The sequence below is a fragment of the Saccharospirillum mangrovi genome, from assembly GCF_003367315.1.
GTDB lineage: Bacteria > Pseudomonadota > Gammaproteobacteria > Pseudomonadales > Natronospirillaceae > Saccharospirillum > Saccharospirillum mangrovi.
In genome coordinates this window covers 3,499,262-3,522,128 of the sequence record NZ_CP031415.1, presented here as the reverse complement: position 1 = coordinate 3,522,128, position 22,867 = coordinate 3,499,262, and the positions used below count along the sequence as shown (strand labels likewise).

At 60.6% G+C, this 22,867-nt stretch carries 24 protein-coding genes; 15 read left to right on the top strand and 9 right to left on the bottom strand.

Features of this window, described 5'->3' with window-relative positions; all coding sequences use genetic code 11:
* Positions 1 to 211 precede the first annotated feature (211 nt).
* From DW349_RS16490 to DW349_RS16465, 6 genes are all read left to right on the top strand, one after another.
* A complete protein-coding gene (locus DW349_RS16490; protein ID WP_108124278.1) occupies positions 212 to 2,116 on the top strand; it encodes an FG-GAP repeat protein in 1,905 nt (634 codons plus the stop codon).
* Positions 2,117 to 2,335: 219 nt separating this feature from the next.
* Positions 2,336 to 2,629: a BufA1 family periplasmic bufferin-type metallophore gene (locus DW349_RS16485; RefSeq protein ID WP_108124277.1), complete on the top strand. Its 294-nt coding sequence runs from the start codon at positions 2,336 to 2,338 to the stop codon at positions 2,627 to 2,629.
* 40 nt (positions 2,630 to 2,669) lie between these two features.
* On the top strand, positions 2,670 to 3,551 hold the full coding sequence (gene bufB, locus DW349_RS16480) for an MNIO family bufferin maturase (RefSeq protein WP_108124276.1): 882 nt from the start codon (positions 2,670 to 2,672) through the stop codon (positions 3,549 to 3,551).
* Positions 3,541 to 4,284 (top strand): HvfC/BufC N-terminal domain-containing protein, encoded by a 744-nt coding sequence (locus DW349_RS16475; RefSeq protein WP_157954239.1) that lies wholly within the window; start codon positions 3,541 to 3,543, stop codon positions 4,282 to 4,284. The genes bufB and DW349_RS16475 overlap by 11 nt, the downstream gene beginning before the upstream one ends.
* A 16-nt stretch (positions 4,285 to 4,300) precedes the next feature.
* Positions 4,301 to 4,786 carry a DoxX family protein gene (locus DW349_RS16470; protein ID WP_108124274.1) on the top strand — a complete coding sequence of 162 codons (486 nt, stop codon included), beginning with the start codon at positions 4,301 to 4,303 and terminating at the stop codon, positions 4,784 to 4,786.
* 36 nt (positions 4,787 to 4,822) lie between these two features.
* Entirely contained in the window at positions 4,823 to 5,359 is a 537-nt protein-coding gene (locus DW349_RS16465; RefSeq protein WP_108124273.1) for a methylated-DNA--[protein]-cysteine S-methyltransferase, read from the top strand.
* Here DW349_RS16465 and DW349_RS16460 read toward each other — a convergent pair.
* The 4 genes from DW349_RS16460 to DW349_RS16445 form a co-directional block, all read right to left on the bottom strand.
* Positions 5,356 to 6,567 carry an MFS transporter gene (locus tag DW349_RS16460; RefSeq protein WP_232819270.1) on the bottom strand — a complete coding sequence of 404 codons (1,212 nt, stop codon included), beginning with the start codon at positions 6,565 to 6,567 and terminating at the stop codon, positions 5,356 to 5,358. The genes DW349_RS16465 and DW349_RS16460 overlap by 4 nt on opposite strands.
* Positions 6,568 to 6,672: 105 nt before the next feature.
* Complete coding sequence (locus DW349_RS16455; protein ID WP_198650408.1) at positions 6,673 to 7,296, bottom strand: rhomboid family intramembrane serine protease; 624 nt, start codon at positions 7,294 to 7,296, stop codon at positions 6,673 to 6,675.
* Positions 7,297 to 7,416: 120 nt separating this feature from the next.
* Complete coding sequence (locus DW349_RS16450) at positions 7,417 to 8,244, bottom strand: ATP-grasp domain-containing protein (protein ID WP_108124271.1); 828 nt, start codon at positions 8,242 to 8,244, stop codon at positions 7,417 to 7,419.
* A 61-nt stretch (positions 8,245 to 8,305) separates the two neighbouring features.
* Entirely contained in the window at positions 8,306 to 9,937 is a 1,632-nt protein-coding gene (locus DW349_RS16445; RefSeq protein ID WP_108124270.1) for a methyl-accepting chemotaxis protein, read from the bottom strand.
* 235 nt (positions 9,938 to 10,172) lie between these two features.
* On the opposite strand from DW349_RS16445, the gene DW349_RS16440 reads away from it, so the two are divergent.
* Both DW349_RS16440 and rfbB read left to right on the top strand, forming a co-directional pair.
* Complete coding sequence (locus DW349_RS16440; RefSeq protein WP_108124269.1) at positions 10,173 to 10,727, top strand: hypothetical protein; 555 nt, start codon at positions 10,173 to 10,175, stop codon at positions 10,725 to 10,727.
* A gap of 31 nt (positions 10,728 to 10,758) precedes the next feature.
* Positions 10,759 to 11,820: a dTDP-glucose 4,6-dehydratase gene (gene rfbB, locus DW349_RS16435; RefSeq protein WP_306418307.1), complete on the top strand. Its 1,062-nt coding sequence runs from the start codon at positions 10,759 to 10,761 to the stop codon at positions 11,818 to 11,820.
* Positions 11,821 to 11,841: 21 nt separating this feature from the next.
* On the opposite strand, the gene DW349_RS16430 is transcribed toward rfbB, so the two are convergent.
* The 3 genes from DW349_RS16430 to DW349_RS16420 form a co-directional block, all read right to left on the bottom strand.
* Positions 11,842 to 12,585, bottom strand: coding sequence for a DnaJ domain-containing protein (locus tag DW349_RS16430; protein WP_108124268.1), 744 nt, complete (start codon positions 12,583 to 12,585; stop codon positions 11,842 to 11,844).
* A gap of 18 nt (positions 12,586 to 12,603) precedes the next feature.
* Positions 12,604 to 13,299 carry a P-loop NTPase family protein gene (locus tag DW349_RS16425; RefSeq protein ID WP_108124267.1) on the bottom strand — a complete coding sequence of 232 codons (696 nt, stop codon included), beginning with the start codon at positions 13,297 to 13,299 and terminating at the stop codon, positions 12,604 to 12,606.
* An 89-nt stretch (positions 13,300 to 13,388) separates the two neighbouring features.
* Complete coding sequence (locus tag DW349_RS16420; RefSeq protein ID WP_108124266.1) at positions 13,389 to 13,829, bottom strand: universal stress protein; 441 nt, start codon at positions 13,827 to 13,829, stop codon at positions 13,389 to 13,391.
* 250 nt (positions 13,830 to 14,079) lie between these two features.
* On the opposite strand from DW349_RS16420, the gene DW349_RS16415 reads away from it, so the two are divergent.
* Complete coding sequence (locus DW349_RS16415; RefSeq protein WP_108124265.1) at positions 14,080 to 15,096, top strand: pirin family protein; 1,017 nt, start codon at positions 14,080 to 14,082, stop codon at positions 15,094 to 15,096.
* Here DW349_RS16415 and DW349_RS16410 read toward each other — a convergent pair.
* A complete protein-coding gene (locus DW349_RS16410) occupies positions 15,093 to 15,965 on the bottom strand; it encodes a LysR family transcriptional regulator (RefSeq protein ID WP_108124264.1) in 873 nt (290 codons plus the stop codon). The two genes, DW349_RS16415 and DW349_RS16410, sit on opposite strands and share 4 nt — an antisense overlap.
* A 93-nt stretch (positions 15,966 to 16,058) precedes the next feature.
* Here DW349_RS16410 and DW349_RS16405 point away from each other — a divergent pair, with 93 nt between their 5' ends.
* Positions 16,059 to 17,048, top strand: a complete 990-nt coding sequence (locus DW349_RS16405; RefSeq protein WP_108124263.1) for a YeiH family protein — start codon at positions 16,059 to 16,061, stop codon at positions 17,046 to 17,048.
* 51 nt (positions 17,049 to 17,099) lie between these two features.
* Here the strand turns inward: DW349_RS16405 and DW349_RS16400 are convergent, their stop codons facing one another.
* A complete protein-coding gene (locus DW349_RS16400; protein WP_108124262.1) occupies positions 17,100 to 18,008 on the bottom strand; it encodes an aldo/keto reductase in 909 nt (302 codons plus the stop codon).
* A gap of 154 nt (positions 18,009 to 18,162) precedes the next feature.
* Here DW349_RS16400 and DW349_RS16395 point away from each other — a divergent pair, with 154 nt between their 5' ends.
* The 5 genes from DW349_RS16395 (at position 18,163) to DW349_RS16375 (ending at position 22,832) form a co-directional block, all read left to right on the top strand.
* Positions 18,163 to 19,596, top strand: a complete 1,434-nt coding sequence (locus tag DW349_RS16395; RefSeq protein ID WP_108124261.1) for a DHA2 family efflux MFS transporter permease subunit — start codon at positions 18,163 to 18,165, stop codon at positions 19,594 to 19,596.
* 12 nt (positions 19,597 to 19,608) lie between these two features.
* Positions 19,609 to 20,052 carry a GNAT family N-acetyltransferase gene (locus DW349_RS16390; RefSeq protein WP_108124260.1) on the top strand — a complete coding sequence of 148 codons (444 nt, stop codon included), beginning with the start codon at positions 19,609 to 19,611 and terminating at the stop codon, positions 20,050 to 20,052.
* A 56-nt stretch (positions 20,053 to 20,108) separates the two neighbouring features.
* Positions 20,109 to 21,584 (top strand): MFS transporter, encoded by a 1,476-nt coding sequence (locus DW349_RS16385; RefSeq protein WP_108124259.1) that lies wholly within the window; start codon positions 20,109 to 20,111, stop codon positions 21,582 to 21,584.
* Positions 21,581 to 22,102, top strand: coding sequence for a TlpA disulfide reductase family protein (locus tag DW349_RS16380; RefSeq protein ID WP_108124258.1), 522 nt, complete (start codon positions 21,581 to 21,583; stop codon positions 22,100 to 22,102). The genes DW349_RS16385 and DW349_RS16380 overlap by 4 nt, the downstream gene beginning before the upstream one ends.
* Before the next feature lie 196 nt (positions 22,103 to 22,298).
* Positions 22,299 to 22,832 carry a hypothetical protein gene (locus DW349_RS16375; protein WP_157954237.1) on the top strand — a complete coding sequence of 178 codons (534 nt, stop codon included), beginning with the start codon at positions 22,299 to 22,301 and terminating at the stop codon, positions 22,830 to 22,832.
* Positions 22,833 to 22,867 lie beyond the last annotated feature (35 nt).

Sequence of the window (22,867 nt, the reverse complement as noted above, 5' to 3'; positions counted from 1 at the left end):
CTGGCAACAGACACCCGGCCGGGCAAAAAGTTCCATCGGCCCGGGCCAAACACGCCCCGCCCAACTATTTGCAAAAATTCCCTCGAAAGCGCGAAAAAACAACGATTGTTAAAACAGTTACTCAAACGGTCGTAGGTGATGATCGCCTGGTGATTGGGTGTGGCGGTAACCGCTCGCTCAGCGCATTCAATTTCCCAGGGAGAAAAACACCATGGACCACACTCGCAAAACACTCACCTCAGGCTGGAGCCTGGCGTTGCTGGTCAGCAGCGTTCTGCTGGCCGCCTGCGACCCGGGGCCTTCAACGCCCACACCAAAACCCATATCAGGCCCCTTGGGTGTGCTGAATCTAAACTTCGAACAAACCAAAAAGTTCGTGTTCGACTGGAGCCCCGTCGCCAACGCCACTCACTACGTGCTGGAAGAAAAACCCGACGGCGACTCCGGCTTTAGCGTGATCGCCGATAACATTGACCCCAACCTCACCCAATACCGCCTCACCGTACCGCTCTACCGGCGCACCCAAGCGCTTTACCGTTTATCGGCCTGCCTGCCGGATCAAACCAAGTGCCCCCTGGTGGGTGAAACCCAGGTGGCGGTAAACGACGTCGCCCAGCTGGTGAACAGCATCGGTTACTTCAAAGGCTTTAAAGGTCTGCCCGAAGATAACGAAGCGCAGCTGGAATTCTTCGGCAACGCCATCGCGCTCAGTGAAGACGGTACCACTTTGGCAGTGGGAGCCGACTTTACGGATACGATCAAATTGGAAGAGGCGGAAGAGGCGAGTCGTGTCGAAGATGCCGGCACGGTCTTTATTTACCGCCAGAATGCCAACGGTGAATGGCAGCAAGACCAGCAACTGCACGCGGTTTTGCCGAATGAAGCTGACAACTTTGGCCATTCGCTCAGCCTGAGCGCCGATGGGCAAACATTGGCGGTGGGTGCGTATTTCGAAAGCAACGACCAAACGGGCGTTACCATGAATCCCGAATCCGCAGAACTGAAGTACAACAACCCTGAAGAGTCGACTACTGACTCCGGTGCCGTCTACCTTTTCACCCGCAACAACGCAGACACCGCTGCCCCCTGGCACGCCACGGCCTATATCAAAGACGAAGCGCCGCAACAATTTAAGCTTTTCGGCCAATCCGTCAGCCTGAATGCCGATGGCACAGCTCTGGCGGTGGGGGCACCTTGGGATACGCTGGTTCTTGAAGAAGGTAACGTCCACCTCTACCAATTAGACGACAGCGCTGCTGAGGGCGAAAGCCCTACCTGGCAATTTATTCAGACCCTTCAGGTTGGGGCCGATACCGCCCAACACGATGGGTTTGGCTACACAGTCAGTCTGGATGCCAACGGCACCTGGCTGGCCGTAGGAACCTATGGCGAGGCCAGTGATACCGGCGCCGTCTACCTGTTCAATCGAACCGAGGAAGTAGATAACCCCTGGCAATTCCGCAAACGCCTCCAAGCCAGTAATGCCGGTGAAAGAGACAGCTTTGGCAGTGCCCTCAGCCTGAGTGCCGATGGTAATACGCTGGCAGTTGGTGCTCTATTCGAAGACGGCAACGCCATCGGCATCCTCCAGGGTGAGTCACAGCCCACCCCGCAAAACGACAATGCCGATACATCGGAGTCGGAAGATTCCGGCGCGGTCTACCTCTTTACCCGTACCGGGGGCACCAGCACCTGGCAACAACAGGCCTACCTGAAAGCCCCCAACCGCGATGCGGGTGATCATTTCGGCACTTCCGTCAGCCTGAACCGGGATGGTTCGCAGTTGATTGTAGGGGCACCGTATGAAGACAGCCTCGCCACAGGCCTGGAAGGCGAAACCGGCAACGATACAGAAGCCGCTAACAATTATGCTGGTGCCGGCGCGGCTTATTACTACCGCCGCAGCGGTACCACCTGGCTCAGCCCGGTCTACCTGAAATCCAGCAATGCCGGCCCCAGCAGAGGGCGCCGATTCGGCGCTTCCGTCGCCATCAGCGGCGATGGTGAAACCCTGGTCGTGGGTACGTCACAAGAAAACGGCGCGGCCACCGGCATCAACGGTGACCAAACCTCTAGAACGGATGGAGTCCCCACCGGCGCGGTCTACCTCTACTAACCCAAGCGCGGTATCGCCACCGCTCCAACCCGGCCTCGGCCGGGTTTTTTTATGCCGCGTTCGCACACGCCTTGCCTGAACCACGCAAAAAAAATGTCACCGCGCCGGAACTTCTATCGCCCGGCTGACATCCAACCTTCCGAAGCGCACGGGTGCTTTAGCCATTGCTTTGGCGATCACGCCAAGGCAGACACCGATCATTCAAAGAGGATGGACATAATGAAACCGACACTGACGCAAACTTCACTGGCCCTGGCACTGGGTGCCGTTTTAGCCACCGCTGTTGTACCGAGCCTGGCCCAAGCCGAAGACGGCAAAGAAAAATGCTACGGCGTTTCCATGCAAGGCCAGAACGATTGCAAAGCCGGCCCGGGCACAACCTGTGCCGGTACGTCGGTACGCGATTACCAGGGCAATGCCTGGAAACTGGTTCCGGCCGGTACTTGCGAAGGCATGATGTCGCCGAACTCTCCGACCGGCCACGGCCAGTTGCAGGCGTTCAACGACCAGTAATTGCCAACCTTCCGGTTGCACCAAAGGATGAGGCTCACCCATGCACAGATCGACTCGACTGCCATCACCCGATTTGCCAGCACGCGCCGGCATCGGTTTGAAAGCGGTGCATTTTCAGGCGTTGCTGGAACACCAACCCGACTTGGGTTTTGTGGAAATTCACGCTGAAAATTACATGGTCGAGGGTGGGCCTTATCCATTTTATTTGCAGCAATTGTGCGAGCTGTATGCGCTGTCGGTTCACGGTGTGGGTTTGTCGATTGGCGGGCTGGAACCGCTCGATACCGAACACCTGAAACGGCTGAAGATAGTATTGGATCGTTTTCCGGCTGCGTCGTTTTCTGAACATCTGGCGTGGTCGAGCCATCAGGGCACTTTCTTTAACGATTTATTGCCACTGGCGTACACAAAAGACAGCCTGCAGCGGGTGTGTGATCACCTTGATCAGGCACAGCAATTTCTCGGTCGGCAACTGTTGTTGGAAAACCCGTCAACCTATGTGGAAAGCCGGCACTCTACGTTGAGTGAAACCGATTTTATTAACGAAGTGATTCGCCGCAGCGGCTGCGGTTTGCTGCTCGATGTGAACAACATTTACGTCAGTTGCACCAACCATCATCAAGACCCGGTGCAGTATTTATCGGCCTTGCCGTTGTCGGTGGTGGGTGAAATTCATCTGGCCGGTTTTGCCGAAGACCGGGATGTTGATGGGCAGCCGTTGTTGATCGACAGTCACGACCGCGCCGTCAGCGATGCCGTTTGGTCGCTCTACGACGAAGCGCTGAAACATTGCGGGCCGGTGGCAACCTTAATTGAACGCGATGGCGATGTACCGGCGCTGGATGTGTTGTGCGCCGAGGCCTTCGAAGCCGAGCGCCGGCTCATGGCGGCGGTGCCGGAGCGGTCGCGTTATGCAGGCTGATTTTGCCCAGGCGCTGCTCGACCAGCCGCCGCACACACCCGACGATTTAACGCATTGGAACGGCGCCGATGTGAGCCATCGGTTTGGGGTGTATCGCAATAATGTGGCGTCGTCGTTGATCGACGCACTGCAACAGATTTTCCCCGTTTGCTGTGCACTGACCGGCGTCGAATTCTTTCGCGCCATGGCGCGTGAGTATGTTGTGTTACAGCCGCCCCAATCGCCGCTGCTGACGCAATACGGCGCAACCTTTGCCGATTTTGTTGCCGGGTTCCCGCCGGCCAGTGCATTGCCGTATCTGGCCGATGTGGCGCGTTTGGAACGGCATTGGCTGACGGTGTATCACAGTCGCGATAGCGAACCGATGTCGGTGCAGGCGCTGGCCGAGGTTTTAAACCAACCCGATAAACTGCAACAGGCGCGGCTGCAATTGGCACCGGCTTGCGCGGTGCTGGCCTCTGAATTTCCCATCCATGCGATTTGGTCGGCGCATCAGCCGGATTCCAACATTGCGTTGCGCGAACTGCGGTTGGACAACGCCGAAGCGGTGTTGATTACGCGCCTGGATTTTCAGGTGGGCGTGCATCTTATTGAACGCGATGCGGCCACGTTTTTGACGCGACTGCGGTGCGATAAAACCTTCGCCGAAGCCATCGACGGTTTGGCGTTCGATTTAACCGCCCTGTTGCACATTCTGGTGTCGCAAGGCGTTTTAACGGCTGTGAATGATTAACAAGGATTCTTCTACCATGAACCCAATCTGGAACGGATTGCTGGCGGTCAATGCACGCCTGAGCCAACTGCCGGCGTCACTCATCGCCTTGCTCGGCCGGTTTTCGATGGCGGCGGTGTTTTGGCTGTCGGGCCAAACCAAAATTGAAGGGTTGTCGATCAATCTGCTCAGTGGCGAATTTCATCTGGGCTGGCCGCATCTTTCGGACACCGCCATCTTTCTGTTCCAGGAAGAATACGCCCTGCCGTTATTGGCACCGACCACCGCTGCACTGCTGGCGGCGTTGGCCGAGCATCTGTTGCCGATCTGTCTGTTGTTCGGTTTTGCCACGCGCTACGCGGCACTCGGCCTGCTGGCGATGACGTTGGTGATTCAGGTGTTCGTCTACCCCGGCGCTTATGCCACTCATGGTGTTTGGGCGACGGTGCTGCTGTATCTTGTCGCCAACGGGGCAGGCAAGCTGTCTGTCGATCATGGGTTGTTGCGATTATTGCGGCGCTGAAAGCCTGGCTTCAGCGCTGGGAAACGGGGCTGAAGCATGGTGACCTACCGCATTCTGGAAACACCCCTGGGCGAGATGATGGCCGGTGCGACGGATACCGGATTGTGCCTGCTGGAATTCACCGACCCGGAACGGTTGCAGCGGCAATTGCCGCGACTGCAACAACACCTCGATGCGCCGCTGCACGAAGGCGACCACGCCTTGTTCCAACCGCTGAGCGCGCAATTGGCCGAGTATTTCGACGGCAACCGCCGCGAATTTGAATTACCGCTCGATCTGATGGGCACCGCTTTTCAACGCCAGGCCTGGACTGCCTTGTTGGCGATCCCCTACGGCCAGACGCGCAGTTACCAGCAACAGGCCGAGGCCATCGGTCAGCCCGATGCCGTGCGGGCCGTGGCTCGCGCCAATGGCGACAACCGTTTGGGCATCGTTATTCCCTGTCATCGGGTTATCGGCAAAAACGGAACGCTGACTGGCTACGGCGGAGGCCTGTGGCGCAAACAAAAACTGTTGGCGCTGGAAGGCGCGCTCGACCCACAGACCGACGCCCAATCGGATTTGTTTGCTTAACTAACCGCTGGCGAACGAAACGCCGTCGCCGCCAACACCACGCCCACTGCCGCGTAACCGGCCATCGACAGCAAGAACGTCTGCACATCCATACCCGCGTCGAGCAACACCGGCGATGCCGACGTCGACAGCACCGACAACGACGTAAACAGCGAGCGAATGCTGCCCAGATGTTTGGTGCCGTACACCTCGGCCCAGAGCGCGTTGGCGATGGTGCCCATCATGGCAATGCCGATGCCCAGCGTCGCCATCATGGCGTAGACCACCCAAACGCCATCGCGCAGTGCACCCAACGCCAGGCCGGCGACAAACGGCAGCCCCATGAATTTGAACAGCCGGGTGGCCGAATAGCGGTCCACCAGCGAGCCGACAAAAATCGACGCCGCCCAATGCACCGCGCCGTACAACACAAAGGCGCTGGCGAACAAAGCCGGCGACCAGTCTTTCTGGTGCAGCACAAACCCTTGGTGAATGAACAAACCGGTGACGATAAAGGGCGGCGCCAGCAACAACGGCAGTGCGCGCCAGAAACGGCCATCGGCCAGCACGGTGCGGCGGGAACCGTCGATAAAATCAGCCGGGCGGGCACTGGCGGCGGGCGCTTGCGAATCGGCTTCACTGGGGCCGGCTTTGGCGAGCAACCAGAACACCAGCGGTAAAAACACCAGCGGAATAAACAAGGCGATGATCAACCAGCTTTGCTGCCAGCCGACCAGCGCGATCAACGCCACCGCCAGCGTTGGCAAAAACATTTCGCCCAGCGGCACGCCGTTGCCGGCCACGCTGATGGCCTTGCCCCGGTTGATTGAGAAGTAACGACCGACTGCCGTCATGGCGGTGTGCGGCATTAAACCCTGGCCGCAAAAGCGCAGCAGAAACAGCGCGATGATCAGCGACCACAAGGAGTGGGCGTACCACATCAGCACCGCTGCCAGCGTTAAACCCGCACCGGCCAAGGCGATAAAACGCCGCAACGGCAACCGATCAACCGCGCCGCCGATGACCATGATGGTCAACCCGCTCACCAAGGTTGCGCCGGAATACGCCGAACCGTAAGCGGCCGCCGACAGATTCATCTGCTGCTGAATGGACGCGCCGTACCAGGAAATGAAAAAGGATTGGCCAAAGTTACCGATAAATACCGTCAACAGGCCGAACAACAACATCGGCCAGTACGACCGAAACACCGACAGGTAACCACGAATCACAGCGAACCTCAGACACCAGAGCGGCGGGCCGCAACGGCCAACCGAAAAGCGGACGGGAAAACCGCCGGCAGTGTACTGCGATTGGGTGAGAAATTCAGTGGGCGATCAGCTAAAACGGCCGCGCATGGCCCGGCGTTTTATCAGTGGCAACCACAGATAACCCAGCGCGAAACCACTTACCAAACCGCCCAGGTGGGCCGCGTTGTCGATCGGGCCGACCATAAAACCGATGGCGACGTTAACGGCGATAAACCCCAGCGTATTGCGCAAAAAAGCCGCTCGGAATTCGGGTTTGAACAGCTTGGTGGTCAGCAACGCCAGAAAGAAACCGTACAAGCCGAAAATAGCGCCCGATGCGCCCACACTGACCGCGCCGACGTTGAAAAACAGGCTGGTCAGACTCGCCAGCAAGCCAGTCAGCAAATAGACGATGGCGTACGACCAGCGGCCCAGCATCGGTTCCAGAAAAATGCCGATGTTCGCCAGTACGATCATGTTGAACACCAGATGCAGCAAACCGCCGTGCAGAAAGACACTGGTCAGCAAACGCCACCACTGGCCGGCGACGGTGAAGGGTTCGTAGTTGGCACCGAGCATCACCAGGGCGCGTGGATCGAAGGTCATAACCGAGCCGGTGTAGAGCACGGTCAGCACAAAGATGGCGCTGTTGAGATAGATGATGACCGGCGTCAGCCAGTAACCGCGGCTCGGTACAAATAGATTCAGCACAGGCTCGATTCCCATCGTGAATATCAGCGCATCAATGATGGCCGACGGCGGCAGCGCCAAGCAAATGTTGGCGGTTTGACGACGATTTTACGTCGCCGGCCGCGCCGGGTTTTAAGCGGATTACACGGCTTTGGGCAGCGGGCGCAATGGGCTGGGGCGTGGTGCCGGGCCGCTTGGATCGCGCGGGATGTCCTGTTCGCTCAGGTAGGCGAGGATGGCGCTTTTCAGATCGGCGGTGCCGGCCAGGCCCTGGTTGCCGAACAGCCGGTTGAATTCCAGCAGATACGGGAAGCCGCCGACCCAGGCGATGTCGAAACCGGCGTGGTTAACGCCCAGATCGCGCGCCACTTGCAGGGCCAGTTCAATAGCGTCGGTGGGCACGGCTTCGTAACTGATCCAGCCGCCGCGGGCGACGTTGTTGTAGAACCCCTGGTCGGCCTGGCGTCGCCAGTAGGCCGAAATAACGTTGTCGCCGATGATGACGATGCGGATGTCGCGGTCTATCGGCAGGTATTCCTGCACATACAGCACCTGGGCGCTGGCGCAATAACGTTGCCAGTCGGCGCGGTCCTGAATCAGAAACACGCCTTCGCCCATGCTGGCTTTGGGGTGCTTGGCGACGAACGGCAGCGTCATCGTTTCCCACAGTTGTTCCTGTTGCAGCGGGCCGTTGGGTTCGATCAGCGTCAGCGGGGTATTGGCCGGGGCGACGACTTCGAAGGCGCGCGTCATCTCCACTTTGTCGTGGCCGATGCGGTAGCTGGCTTCGCTGGGAAAGATGCGGCAGTTCAGGCCGTAGAGCAGGGCGTTCAATTGCCAGTATTGCGGGTAGAGCACCCAGTCGGCCTGGCGCAGTTCGTCTTTGTAACGAAAGAAATGCTCCGGCTTGAGCACGCGGGTGTCGGGAAAACCGAGGGTGCGGAACGGATCGAAGGAGATCAGCTGCATACAGGTCGCGCTGGCCGAGGTGCGCAGATTTTAATCAGCTTCGATCGCTTGGCAAGCGTTATTAGAGGTCGCCGCTGGCCTCGTCCAGGCGGCAGCGGAAGCGCCCGCTGAGCCGGTCCAGTTCTTCCGATTGGCCGCGTATCGTCTGGCTGATGGTGGCCGTGGCGGCCACGGTTTCGCTGAGGCCGTCGGCGCTGGCGGTCAGCCGTTCGGAACGCCGCGCCACCCGGCCGATTTCGTCGCGCTGGGCGACCAGGGCGGCGTCGATGTCGGTACTGCGGTGTTCCAGATCGGTAAAGCGGTTGTTCAATTCGCTCAGGTGCGATTTCAACGTTGCCAGGGTTTCGCGGTTGTTTTCGCCGGCGGCCGTGGTGGCGTCGAGCAAGCCTTCCAGATTGCCCACCTGTTGCGACAAATCGCCAACCCAATCGCGAATCTGGGCGGTCGATTCGGTGGTGCGTTTCGACAACTGCCGCACTTCGTCGGCGACAACAGCAAAGCCGCGCCCCTGCTCGCCGGCGCGGGCGGCCTCGATGGCGGCGTTCAAAGCGAGCAGGTTGGTCTGGTCGGCGATGTCGACAATCACATCAATGACTTGGTCGATGCGGCCGCTGGCGTCGCGCAGCGCGGTGATGCCGTTGGCAACCTGATCCATCACTTCGGCTGCCTGAGTGGCCGCCGCTTCGTTGGCGACCAGCTGGGTTTGCAATTCGGCGTTGCTGCTGACGGCGGTTTCGATGGTCTGGCGCGAGGCCAGCGCCGAGCGTTCGATGTCGGCGGCGCGGTCGGCGATGGTTGCCATGGCTTTGCTGACGTCGTGAATCTGCTGGTGCGTCTGGCCGGTGGCGGTGCGCACCGATTCGGCCTGGGTGTCGAGGCCGCTGGCGCGATCCTGCAAGGCGCTGGCGGCCTGGCGCACGTCGGCAACAAAAACATCGAGCCGCGCCACCAGACCGTTGATGGCGACGGCGACGCGGGTAACTTCGTCGCGGCCATCTTCGGGCAATACTGGGGTTAAATCGGCCGCGGCGTCCATCGCATCCAACTGGCGGGCAATGCGCGCCAGACGAACCACGACCGAGCGACGCAACCATTCGGTCAGCGCCAGAATCAGCACCAGCGCCAAAGCGCCGCCGAGCCAGGCGGTGGTGCGTTGTTGAGCGAGGAAGGCGAACAGCGATTGCACGCCGGCTTCGGTGTTTTGTCGCGCTGCCTGACGATTTTCTTCAACGGCGGCGATCATCGGATCGATGGCGCGGTAGAGTTCCAGATCGACCACCCGGCCGACGTCGTAATAACTGTGCGATTCGATGCCCTTGGCGATGCCGTCGAGCAATTTGTCGACGCCAGCGCGGGCGCTTTCCTGCTCGGCGACCCAGTCGGCCAGGCGCGGGTTATCGGCGGCGCGCTGCCATTGGTCGTTCAGGTCGGATTGGATAGCGGCGAAGCGGGTATCCACTTCGTCCCAGAAAATCAGCTGCGCCTTGATGCGATAGGCCAGATCCTGAAGCGCGCGGTGGCTTTGCGCCAGGTCGGATAACAGCCAGACATCGGCCAATTGCTGGTGCACCAGCCGGTCGGTGTCGCGCTCGGCCTGGCGCATGGTGTTGGTGGCAAGGCCAGTGAGACCGGCGAGCGCCAGAATGGACAGCGCGGAAAACAACAGCAACCGCAGGCGGACTGTAAGCGCCATGGTTGATCTTTCCTCGGACAGGCTGGGTCGGAAAGTGTGTGGCAGTCAGGTGACAGTTTAATGTCACGCCGGGCCGCTTGATCAATATCAAAAAATATTGATATAGTTCGCAGCCTGAACGAACCCGCTGATTTAATGGTCACTTGCGAGCGGTATATAAATGCAGCTAAAGCGCCGGTCTGGCCTTCCCTGCACTCCCTCCCATTGAATCAGCACCGCTTGATTGAGGTGCTTGATGACAACGTTGTTCTCTCATTTTCTCGCCCAGGTATTGGGCTGCGCCAACCTGGGCAATTTGCACAACCGCGTGCGCACCCGGCTGATGTTTCAACCCGACCACGGCCTGAGCGCTGCGCAGGTGGACGACTTTCTGCTGAACGGCAGCGGTGACGAGCACCAACTGGCGTTCTGGTCGGAATTGTTATCGATCGATCTGGATTTGCTGCGCGATGCGGCGCACCTGGCGCAACGCAGCGCCGAGTTGCAGCAGCAACGGTTGCCGCGCCTGGAAGTGAATTCCGTTGGCACGCTGGAAAACCTGGCGCCGGCGCGGCACGTTCGCGTCAGCGTGCGCATTGCGCCGGGCGAACACCCGCAACCGGAACGACTCGCCAACCTGGGCGAACGCTGGCTGCAACGCGACACCGGCTACACCGTGGCGGATTTGAACGAAGCCGGCGCTTTCGACCGGATTCTGGCGGTCGCCAACCAGCACTGGCAGAGCGTCGAACAACTCACCGGCGCGCCGGCCGACGCCATTGAGATCGACCTGATGCCGCAAGCCGGTTGATACTCGGCACACAGCCATATCGGAGCGAGCCGTGACGAAGACCACCGAGACGGAACCGATGAACATTCTGGTGACCGGCGGCGTCGGCTTTATCGGCTCGGCGTTCATCCGCCATCTGCTGGCAACGACGCCGCATCGCATCCTGAATGTCGATAAGCTGACCTACGCCGCCAACCCGGCAACGCTGGCGGATTATCAGAGCAACAACGCTTATCGGTTTGTGCGCGGCGATATTGGCGATGCGGCGTTGATGCGTTCGCTGTTGGCCGATTTCCAGCCGGACGCCGTTGTCCATCTGGCGGCCGAAAGCCATGTTGATCGCGCCATCGCCCAACCGGCCGATTTCATGCAAACCAACGTTGTTGGCACTTACATCCTGCTGGAATGCTGCCGGGATTATTGGGACGCGCTGCCGCCTGCGGCGCAGTCGCGGTTTCGGTTCCTGCACGTTTCAACCGACGAGGTGTACGGCGATTTGCCACGCCCCGGTGAGGCCGGCTACGACCCTTCGCACCGCTTTAGCGAACGCAGCGCGCACGCGCCGAACAACCCCTATGCCGCGTCTAAAGCAGCCAGCGACCATCTGGTTCGGGCGTGGCACCGCACTTACGGGTTGCCGGTGCTCATCAGCCATTGCTCCAACAACTACGGCCCGTTTCAGTTCCCGGAGAAGTTGATTCCGCTCGCCATCGGCCGGGCGCTGCAACAGCGGCCGATTCCGGTGTACGGCAATGGCGAGCAAATTCGGGATTGGCTGTACGTCGATGACCACGCGCGGGCGTTGTACCGGGTGTTAACGCAGGGTCGGGTGGGGGAAAGCTACAACCTGGGCGGCGACAACGAGGTGACTAATCTCGCATTGGTGCGTCGCCTGTGCGCCCTGCTGGATCAACTGAAACCGGCGGCGCAGGCTTATGCGCAGCTGATCGAATTTGTCGCCGACCGGCCCGGCCACGACCGGCGTTACGCCATCGACCACACGAAGGCCTCCACCGAACTTGGCTGGCAACCCGAGACCGACTTTGACGCCGGTTTGAATGCCACCGTCGCCTGGTACGTCAGTCATCCGGATTGGTTTGATCCGCGCGTCTGAATCAGGATCGCCGTCGCTTATTCACTTCGATGCCAGCAAATGCGCCCGCGCTGCGTTGATGCGCGCCGCCAGATAAGCGCTGCCGCCGTGGTCGGGGTGCAGTTTCTGCATCAGTCGGCGATGTGCCTGGACGATGGCGTCGCGGTCGGCGCCGGGTTCGAGGCCGAGAATGTCGTAGGCTTCGGCGTCGCTGAGTGAGCCGTTGTCGGACGGTGGGGTGTGGTCGTCGCTGTGGCCGTTCGGGTCGTCGGCGCGCCAGGAATCACCGAAGCGTTTGTCGAGGTAACTTTCCAGCAGACGGGCCGAATCGGTGTCGGTCTGGCGGCAGTATTGCAGCAGTTCGATGAATTCCTGCTGTTGCAGATCGGCAAGATCGCGGCCGGCGAACGGGCCGCTTAATACCTGGCCGGTCATGGCGCCGGTGTCGTGGTCGAGTTCCATGGCAACGATGTCGGCGGCCACTTTGGAACGTTGGCCGCCACTGGGGCCGCGCCGTTGCTGCCGACGCTGATACCAGCGCGCCAGAAACGGCAGCGAGCGAATCAGCCAGGGCAGCAGATGGCGCAAAAACGGCACCAGCAGCGCAAAAAGTGCGCCGAGTAAATAGAGCCGATGCGTCAACGCCAGAAACGCCAGCCCAAACAGCGCCAAAGCGATTAACGCCCGCAATCGAAAAGCACCGCGTTGGGCGGCCGGCAGGCGGCGATAAACGAACAACACGCCCAGCGCCAGAATCAGCAGAATCAGTACGGTAATGGGGTTCACAGCGGCTCTCTTTGCAGGCTATTTCAATTGCTGGGTCAGGCGTTTGACTTCGCTCGGGGCGTTGCGTGAAAACTGTTCCAGTGCCGTGCGGCCGCCGCTGGCGTACACCGCAACCGCGCCGAGCAGGGCTTTCAACACCGCCGGGCTGCGATGATCAAAGGCACTGAGTGCGCCGCCGGAGAGCTGGGCGATTTGCCCAAACACCTGGCTGGCGTGTGCGTCCTGGCCTTCCTGAAACACAAAAACCGGCGTATTCAACAAGCCGAGTTCGCCGGCCAACTGACTCAGTTCGTCGGCCGGCTCTTCGCAGCAATCGACCACCAGAATTACCGCCTTCACCGCTTTTTGCCGGGTTTCGGCAAGCGCCTGTTTCAGCACCTTGGCGATTTGGGTGTGGCCGCCCAGGCAACGCACGCCGTTCATGGCGCGCAGCAGAGCATCGGCCGAGGTTACCCAGGCGCCGGCGTGGAATTCGTTAAAACCGCGGTAGTAACACAACTGAATGGCGAGCCCGCCGAGATCGCGCGTTGCCAGAAACAGTTCCGAATGCAGTTGGCAGGCGGTATCCCAACTGGGTTGGCGGCTGGCGGTGGCGTCGAGCGCGAACAGCAGACGCCCGGCCTGCTGGGTGGCGACCGGCGTTTTGGCGGCCGTTTGCAGAAAGCGGTCGATGTCTTGCGAGCTGGATTTGGCGGGCAGATGGTCTTTGTTCATGGGCCAAGCATACAAAGGCCGTTTGGCTTTGACCATGAACGAAAAACGCCCGCAACTGCGGGCGTTTTTTTACCTGGCGGCACTGAGTGTCAGCGCACGGTGACGCAAGTGCAGGTCGCCAGCTGCATCACTTTGTGTGACACGCTGCCGAGCATCAGGCTTTTCCATTCGCCCAGACCGCGAGTGCCGAGCACGATCATATCCACACCCAGTTCTTCGGCTTTGGCGACGATCTTGTGCGCCGGATCGCCGATCACCAGCGAGGTTTCAACGTTGCTCTGACCCGCGCCTTTGGCGATGTTGACCGCCGCCGCCAGAATGCCTTTGCCGGCTTCTTCCAGCTCTTCGCGGGTGGCGTGCAGTGTCAGGCTAGCGCCGCCCATCACCAGTACTTCATCGCCGGTCATGGGTTCGGGCACGTGCAGCAGATGCAGCTTGCCGTCGTGGGTTTTGGCCCAGTCAGCGGCAAATTCGATGGCTTTTTGCGAATGTTCGGAACCGTCAACCGGAACCAGTATGAGTTTGCTCATGATCAACCCTCCTCTGGATGGGTAACTGTCAGATCGGCGCACTGTCGTTGTTATTCAACCCGTCCGATCTGGTTTTAAGCTTGGCTGACATTCGCGCCGGGCGGCTTGATGCAGGTCAAGCTCGGTGCAGTTGTCCTTTAAAGAAGCGGAACTGTCGCTTCAGGGTGAACGTTGCGTTTCCCCGGCCTGGTGGGTGAAATAACCGCGTTGCGCCCCTATTCTTAGCGCCTCAGACCGATGGAGTTCGACCATGAGCCAAGCCGTCAAACAGGTCATTAATCTGGGGTTTCCCTGGCAGACCGCCGATCCGTTTTTGTTCTGCGTGCACCACCTCGACAATTACCCCCAGGGCAACGCCGCCATGGGGCCGCAGGCGTCGCTGGCCGGTCGGCAAATCGGCCAGGATTTTGACTGGAACCGGCCCTGGCGCATGTACCACGGCGACACCGTGCCCGGTTTCCCGGCGCACCCGCATCGGGGTTTTGAAACCATCACCGTGGTGACTAAAGGCTACGTCGACCACGCCGATTCGCTCGGCGCTGCCGGTCGTTACGGCCAGGGCGACACCCAATGGATGACCGCCGGTCGCGGCGTCCAGCATTCAGAAATGTTCCCGCTGCTCAGCGAGCAGGACGAGAACCACATGGAGCTGTTCCAGATTTGGCTGAACCTGCCGGCCAAGAGCAAAAAGGTTGAGCCGCACTTCGGCATGATCTGGGGCGATGAAACGCCGATTGTCGAACAGCAGGACGACGCCGGTCGCACCACCAAAATACGTGTCGTCGCTGGCTTGCTGCACGGCCATCAGGCACCGCCGCCACCGCCGGATTCGTGGGCGGCGGACGAGACCAACGAAGTCGCGGTCTGGACCATTCACATGGAACCGGGCGCGCGCTGGACATTGCCGGCCGGTTCAGCCGATCTGAACCGCATGCTGTATTTCTATCGCGGCGATGTTGCCGTGGTGGAAAACACCGAGTTGGCAGTCCGTCAGGGCGTGCAGTTGCTGTCGAACGCGTCGGTGGAATTGGTCGCTGGCGACGCCGGGGCTGATTTTTTGATGCTGCAAGGAAAACCGATTGCCGAGCCGGTGGTGCAATACGGCCCGTTCGTAATGAACAGCGAAGCGGAAATTCACGAAGCCTTCAGCGATTTCCGCCGCGATGAATTCGGTGGCTGGCCCTGGCCGCGACACGACCAGGTGCACGACCGGCCACGCGGTCGCTTTGCCAAACACGCCGATGGCCGTGTGGAAGAACGCGGTTAACCGGCTTGTAGCTGCTCGATAAAGGCCCGAACCAGCGGCTGTTGTCGCTGTTCGGGCGAGCAGACCCAGGCAAAACGCCGGCGCAAATCCAGGTCGGTATTCAGGCGAATCACCTGACCGGCGGCGACTTCATCGACGATAGCCATAGCCGACAGACAACCAATGCCCAGGCCGGCGCGCACCGATTGTTTGATGGCCTCCTGCCGGCTCAGCTCCAACCGGGGCCGGGCGACCAGGCCGCGCGCTTGCAGCGCTGCATCCAAAACCGCCCGGGTGCCTGAGCCCTGTTCCCGAACAATCCAATCCTGCTGTGCCAGAACGCTGGCGCTGACTGTTGAGTGCGTTGCCAGCGCGTGTTCAGGCGCGCAGAACAGCGCCAGTTCGTCGTCGCGCCAGGGTTGAATCAGTAACTCGGCGTCGAGCGCCGGGCCTTCAATCAAGCCCAGTTGTGCCTGACCTTTGCGCACCTTTTCCAGGACGCCACGGCTGTTGTCGATCTGCATCAGGGTGTGGCTGTCCGGGTAGCGTTTGGCGAAATCGGCCAGCATCGGCGGCAGCAGATAACAGGCGATGCTGACACTGGCGACCAGCCGCAAGGTACCGGCCACGGCGTTGCTGTCGGGCAGCGCCAGGCTTTGCGTCAACTGCAAAATCTGGCGTACGCGCGGCAGGATTTGCTGGCCGGTGTTGCTGAGCACTTTTTCACGCCCCTGGCGAACCAGCAGGTTGTAACCCAGCGCCGTTTCCAATTCGCGCAATGCCTGGCTGGCGGCCGACTGGCTGATCGCCTGTTCGTCGGCGGCCAGTGTGAGTTTGCCCAGTCGGGCGACGGCTTCGAACAAGCGCAGTTGTCGCAACGTCCAATTCATCGGAATCACTTAAGTATTGTATAAGTAATATCCAATATACTTATGTAAATCGAAAACCTACAGTCCTGCCGTCTGACGATGGGAGGGTTTTCGATGGCATTTCGTCTGTTGTTTCTGGCGACCATAAGTTTGTTGTTGGCGCAGCTTCCGGCGCTGCGCGCCCTGGGGTTGGGCTCGTTGCCGTTAGCCATTGTGGCCGGGATGCTCTATGGCAATCTGTTCCAGCCAGCATCCGGTGCGGCTCACAGTGCAGATCAGACACGGGTGCTGGATTTTGCCCAGCAACGCTTGCTGCGGCTGGGCATTGTCTTATTTGGTTTCAATTTAACGATGCAGCAGGTCGGAGCGCTCGGTTGGTCGGTGTTGTTGCTCGACGCTGTGATGATTGCCGTGGTGCTGGTGGTGGGCATCGTTTTGGGTGAGCGACTGTTCGGACTCAGCCGTGAAGCGGCGGTGCTGACGGCCGTGGGTTCTGCCGTTTGTGGCGCGGCCGCCATTATGGCAACGGAGCCGTTGCTCAAAGCCCGCCAACGCGATGTGGCGCTGGCCGTGGCGACGGTGGTGTTGTTCGGCACGCTGGCGATGTTCAGTTACCCGGTGCTGTATCGCTGGACGGGTATGGGGGCCGATCAGTTTGGTGTCTACATCGGCAGCACGGTGCACGAAGTCGCTCAGGCGGTCGCTGCTGGTCAGTCGATCAGCGACAGCGCCATGCGCGCGGCCGTAGTGACCAAGCTGGTGCGCGTGATGCTGCTGGCGCCGGTGGTGGTGATGCTTGGGTTCTGGCTGGAGCGTCGTCAGGCCGGGTCTGAGTCGCGCCGGGGTGTTGCTGTGCCCTGGTTCGTGCTGGGTTTTATCGCGTCGGTGGGGCTCAACAGTGTGCTGGCGCTGCCCGATTGGTTGCTGATCGGCTTGCGCGGTCTGTCGCTGTTTTGTCTGAGTCTGGCGATGGTTGCGCTGGGCATTCGAACGCACTGGCGGACGTTGCAAGCGGCCGGTTTACGACCGCTGGCGTTATCCGCGTTGCTGTTTGTGATGCTGCTCGGCGGTGGCCTGGCGTTGAACCGGCTGTTTTATGGCTAGCAACGATTTTGTGGCAAGCATCGACTTTATGACCAGCATCGGCGTGCCCGATCAGGGCACTTCTTCACCGGCAGCGGCCGTCCAGATTTCGAACCAGGTCTGGCGATCAATCTGAATCTCCAGCGCGCCGGCCAGGCCCTGAATGCGCTGAATGGCGTTGGTGCCGACCACCGGCACAATGCCCGCCGGGTGACGCAGCAACCAGGCCAGCGCGGCCAGATCGGTGCGGCCATTGTGATTGGCCGCCAGCGCTTCCAGCAAGGGCTTTACCCGGTGCGCGACAGGGTCGGTGCCGAACAAGCGCCCACCGGCCAGCGGTGACCAGGCCATGGGCACCCGCTTTTCCAGTTGCAGATGATCGAGCGTGCCGTCGGTAAAGGCGCTGCGCTCGAGCACGCTCATTTCAATCTGATTGGCGACCAGCGGCTGTGTCATTTTTGACTGCAACAGTTGCCATTGGCTGGGCCGGAAATTGGACACACCGACGCTGCGCACCAGGCCGTCTTTTACCAGGGCATCCAGCGCCGCGCCGGTTTCGGCTGCGTCCATTAACGGGTCCGGGCGGTGCAGCAACAGCAGATCGAGATGGTCGGTGTGCAGTTTGCGCAAACTGGTTTCCACCGACTGGCGAATGTAGCCGGCGCTGGTGTCGTAATGTTTGACGCGGCGCTCCGGGAAGCGTTCAGACAGCAGCGCGATGTCGCACTTGCTGATCAATTCGATGCGCTGACGCAAGTCGGCGTCGGCCATCAGCGCGCGGCCGAATAAGGCTTCGCATTGGTAATCGCCGTAGATGTCGGCGTGGTCAAAACTGCTGATGCCTTCGGCAAGGGCAGCATCGATTTTTCGGCGCACCTGGGCGGCGCTGGTGTCGGCGTCGTCAGCCAGACGCCAGGCGCCGTACACCAGACGGCTTAAGGACACGGAACTGTTGGCAAGCGTAATGCGGTCGAGAGTCATTGTTGTCGTTATCTTCGCAGTGTTTGGAAGCGCGACAGCATAGCCTGATTTTCGGCTCGTCTGTTGGCATTTTCTGACCCTTGGCACTGGTGTTTGGCCGGCCAGACGTTAGGCTGAGCGTCCGTTTCCAATGCGGTTTCATAGAGGATTGTGCATGTCCATCGATTCATCAGCTTCCCAGCCTGCGGTTAATCGAACGCTCATCGTTGCGCTGCTGATCGCCGGCGCTTTTGTCACCATTTTGAACCAGACTTTGATGCTGGTGGCGATTCCCGCCATCAGCGCCGAATTTAACGCTGAGCCGAGTCTGGTGCAGTGGGTGACCACGGCGTTCATGCTCGCCAACGGCATTCTGATTCCGGTCTCGGCGGTGTTGATCGACCGTTATTCCGACCGGGTGCTGTATCTGACGGCGCTGGGCATCTTTGTGGCCGGCACCTTGATCGGCGCGTTTTCGACGTCTTTTGCCATGTTGCTGGTCGCACGCATCGTTCAGGGCGCAGCGGCGGGACTGATTATTCCGATGATTCAAACCCTGGTGATGTCGCTGTTTCCGCCGCATCGCCGTGGCGCGGCCATGGGTCTGGTCGGCCTGGCGATTGCCTTTGCGCCGGCCATTGGTCCGACCTTGTCGGGCTGGATCGTTGAGCATTTGTCGTGGCGGGCATTGTTTATTCTGATGCTGCCGATCAGCGCGCTGGTCTGGCTGGCGACGGCCTTCTTTATGACCAATGTGACGCCGCGTCGTGACCGCCCGATTGATGCGCTGTCGGTGGTGCTGTCGACCTTCGGCTGGGGCGGTTTACTGTACGGTTTCAGCGTCGCTGGCAGCCACGGCTGGGGCAGCCAGGAAGTGTTGATTGCGCTGATCGGCGGTGCGGTGAGTCTGACTTGGTTTGTGCACCGTCAAACGCGTTTGTCGCAGCCGTTGCTCGACATGGCGGTGTTCCGCAGCCCGGTGTTTACGCTGACCACGGCGCTGTGCACGCTCATCTTCCTGTTGATGATTGGCGTGATGACGCTGATTCCGATCTACGTGCAGAACGCCCTCGAGTTAGGCGCGTTGGTGTCGGGCTTGGTGTTGTTGCCGGGCGCCATTATCAACGGCGTGATGTCGCCGGTTGCTGGCCGGCTTTACGATCGTTTCGGCATTGGTCATCTGGCACCGCTGGGCTTCGCGCTGATCTCGCTGGCGATCTTCCTGCTGATGCAGTTGGGCACCGACGCCTCGCCCTGGTCGATTGCCGCGTTCGTGACCTTGTTGATGTTCGGCGTGTCGCTGCTGTTCCTGCCGCTGGTCACCGCTGGCATCAATGCTTTGCCGCACGCCCTGATCGCCCACGCCACGGCGATGAACAACACCCTGCGCATGGTCGGTGCCTCAGTCGGTACCGCTTTGCTGGTGACGGTGATGAGTTGGCCGCTGGCCCGCGCCGGTGCCAATGTGGCGCATGCGGCGGCCATGGCCGATGGCGTGCATTTAGCCTTTGGCGCTGCCTTGTTGCTGGCGTTGCTGGGCCTGGTTGGTTCGCTGTGGTTGTGGCGTCTGGTGAGCCGCCCGCCTGTCGACGACGTGCAAGCGCACTGAACGGAGAACGGAATGGACATTCGCATCGCACAATCAGCCGACCTGGACGCCTGGGCGGATTTGCGCCTGGCGTTGTGGCCCTGGAATGAGCGTGAAGACTTGCTTCAGGGAAGCCGTGTCATGCTAGACAACGCCCATGAAGTGGCGTTCATCGCCTGGCAGGACGATCAGCCCATTGGGCTGATCGAAGGCCAGATTCGGCGCGGTGATGACGCACAGCTCTACGGCCATGTCGAAGGCTGGTACGTGGTGGACGCGGCGCGCGGCAAAGGCGTTGGGGGTAAGTTGATGGACGCCTTGTCGCAGTGGTTTTTGCACCATCACATCCGCACGCTGTTTTCCGACACCATCCCGGATTACCCATTGTCTCCGGCCGCACACCGGGCGGCGGGTTTCGAGGAAGTCGACCGCATTATCATTTTCCGCAAACGCCTGGACACAGACACCAACCGTTGACGCCCGGCTGAGGCCATGCTCGAATCGGACCTCAGCCCGGCTACGGAAGCGTTACGATGTCCTCCGATTCGACCGCCGCTTATACCTTTCCGGCACAACGTCCCTGGATACTGGCGGCCACCATTCTGGCCTCTGCCATGGCCTTTATTGATGGTTCAGTGGTCACGCTCGCCTTACCCATTCTGCGCACCGATCTCGACGCCTCCCTGGCGCAATTACTGTGGATTTTGAACGCCTACACCCTGCTGCTCGGCGCCTTGCTGATGGTCGGCGGTGGCGCAGGCGACCGGCTCGGCCGGCGGCGCATTTTCACCCTCGGTACGGCGATTTTCGCCCTGGCATCGCTCGGTTGTGCGCTGGCGCCGAACCCGACTGCTTTGATTGCCGCCCGCGCCGTTCAGGGCGTCGGCGCAGCGCTGCTGGTACCGCAGAGTCTGGCGATTATTTCGGCGACTTATCCGGCTGGCGAGCGCGGTCGTGCCATTGGTCTGTGGGCCGGAGCTTCGGCGTTAACCACGGCACTCGGTCCGGCGTTCGGTGGTGTGTTGATGGAGCTGTTCAGCTGGCGCGCCGCGTTCTGGATCAACCTGCCATTGGCGCTGATTGTGTTGTGGCTGACCCGACATTACATGCCGGAAAGCCGCGACCCGGATGCCAGCGGCGGGCTCGATTGGGGCGGCGTGCTGATCGCCGGTCTCGCCTGTGGCTTGCTGACGCTGGGTCTGACGGTGCTGACCGAAGGCCAGAGCGGCAGCAGCCTGCGCGCCTGGTTGCTGATCGTGCCGGGCCTGGTCGGCCTGGTCGGCTTTTTCTTCTACGAAGGCCGGGTGCGGCAAGCGCTGGCACCGCCGGCCCTGTTTCGCAGTCGCGCTTTTACCGGCACTAATCTGATGACGTTGCTGGTCTACGGCGCGTTGGCCGGCGTGATGTTTTTGATCCCGATTGATCTGATTGAGCGACGCGGCCTGTCGCCGTCGCAAGTGGGTCTGGCGATGTTGCCGTTCGGTTTGATCATCGGTTTGCTGTCGAGCCAGGCTGGCAAACTGGGCGACCGTTTCGGTGCCCGGCCGATGCTGGTGCTGGGATCGGTGCTGGTCGGGCTTGGCATCGCCGGTCTGGTGCCGCAGTGGACATCGTTCTGGCTGGGCGTGGAAGTGCCCTTGTGTGTGATGTCGCTCGGTATGGCAACGCTGGTGTCGCCGCTGACCACGGCAGTGATGAATTCCGTGCCAGACCATCGCGCCGGTGCGGCGTCCGGCATCAACAACACCGCCAGTCGATTGGCCGGTCTGTTCGCCATCGCCGGTGTCGGCGCTTGCGCCGCAGCGCTGTTCCGGGCGCTGAATGCCGGCGTCGGCCAGTTTGGCTTGTTCCCGCCGCCGGGCGATGCGAATTACGACGCCACCTTGAATGCCTATCACGGCGCGCTGGCGGGCAGTCTGGCGTTGATGGCGGTGTGTGCCTTGCTGGCGGCGATATTGGCAGCCTGGCTGGTGCCGGGAAAAAACGCCCCGGTGGAGGCGTCGGCATGAAGGCCATCAGCCTGCTGTTTTTGACGGCGCTTTTGTCAGCCACAGCAGCGCGGGCCGAACGCCAATTCGAAGCGGTGGACGCCGAACCCTGGCCGGTCGCCTCGCCATTGCGGGCGTTGCCCGACGACAGCCGCGAGTTCAACGCCCAGGGCGTGCCCATGCTGGTGAATCTGTGGGCTGTCTGGTGCATTCCCTGCCGCGACGAATTGCCATCGCTAAACGCACTGCGCGAACGCATTCCGGCCGATCAACTGCGCATGGTGGCGTTGAATTACGGCGACACCCCGGCCAACGTCGAAACCTTTGTGGCGCGAGTGCCCATCGACTTCGACATCTGGCTCGACATCGACACCAGCGTCAGCCGCCAGTTGCCGATGCGCGGCTTGCCGACCACGTTTCTGATCGATGCTCAGGGCCAGTTGCGCTACCGGCTCGAAGGCATTACCGACTGGCATTCGGATGCCATGGTTGGGCAGTTGAATGGCTTGCTCGACACACTCGACCCCGCCTCACCTTAGACCGTTTTTCTGTAAGTCCAACGCTACTGATTGCGCTCGGTTATGTGCCGCGCCGCAACGCCCGGTGCGACCGCGACGAGGCATTTTCCCGGCCGCCAGCCACTCATTCCCTGAGTTGAAAAAGCGCCAGCTTGGCATAGCTTTCTACAGCGACGCCCAGCGCGCGTCCGAACAAATACAACAAGGGGGAGCAACGATGAGATGCGTCTACTACTTGTCGCCCACGCTGAAAGAATGCGAGCGCATTGCCGATGACCTGAACAGCATCGGCCTGTCCAACTGGCTGGTGCATCTGATCAGCCACAACGAAACCGGCGTGAGCCGTCACCGTTTGCAATCGGCCAATTATGTGGAAACGCTGGATCTGTATCACAGCGGCGTGGTCGGCGGTCTGATTGGTTTCTGCGTCGGTCTGTTGCTGCTGGCGTTGTTCCACGTCACGGGTTTGTTCAGCGACAGCCTGCCGTTCTTCGTCAATCTGGTGTTCGTCGCCGTGTTGGTGTTGTTCGGCGTCTGGGAAGGCGGGCTTTGGGGCGTGGAAACCCAAAGCAGCAAACTGGCGCCGTTCCAGCGGGATTTGGACGCCGGCCATTATCTGATCCTGATTTACGCGCCGCGCCAGTACGAAAGCCAGGTGCGTAACATGATGCTTGAGCGTCATCCGGACGCCCGGCTGGCCGCCGTGGATCCGCATTTCATCCTGCCGTTTTCGCGCCCCAGGCGCCTGTAAATCCAAGCCTGCACGCAATGGCCGATGGTCACTGT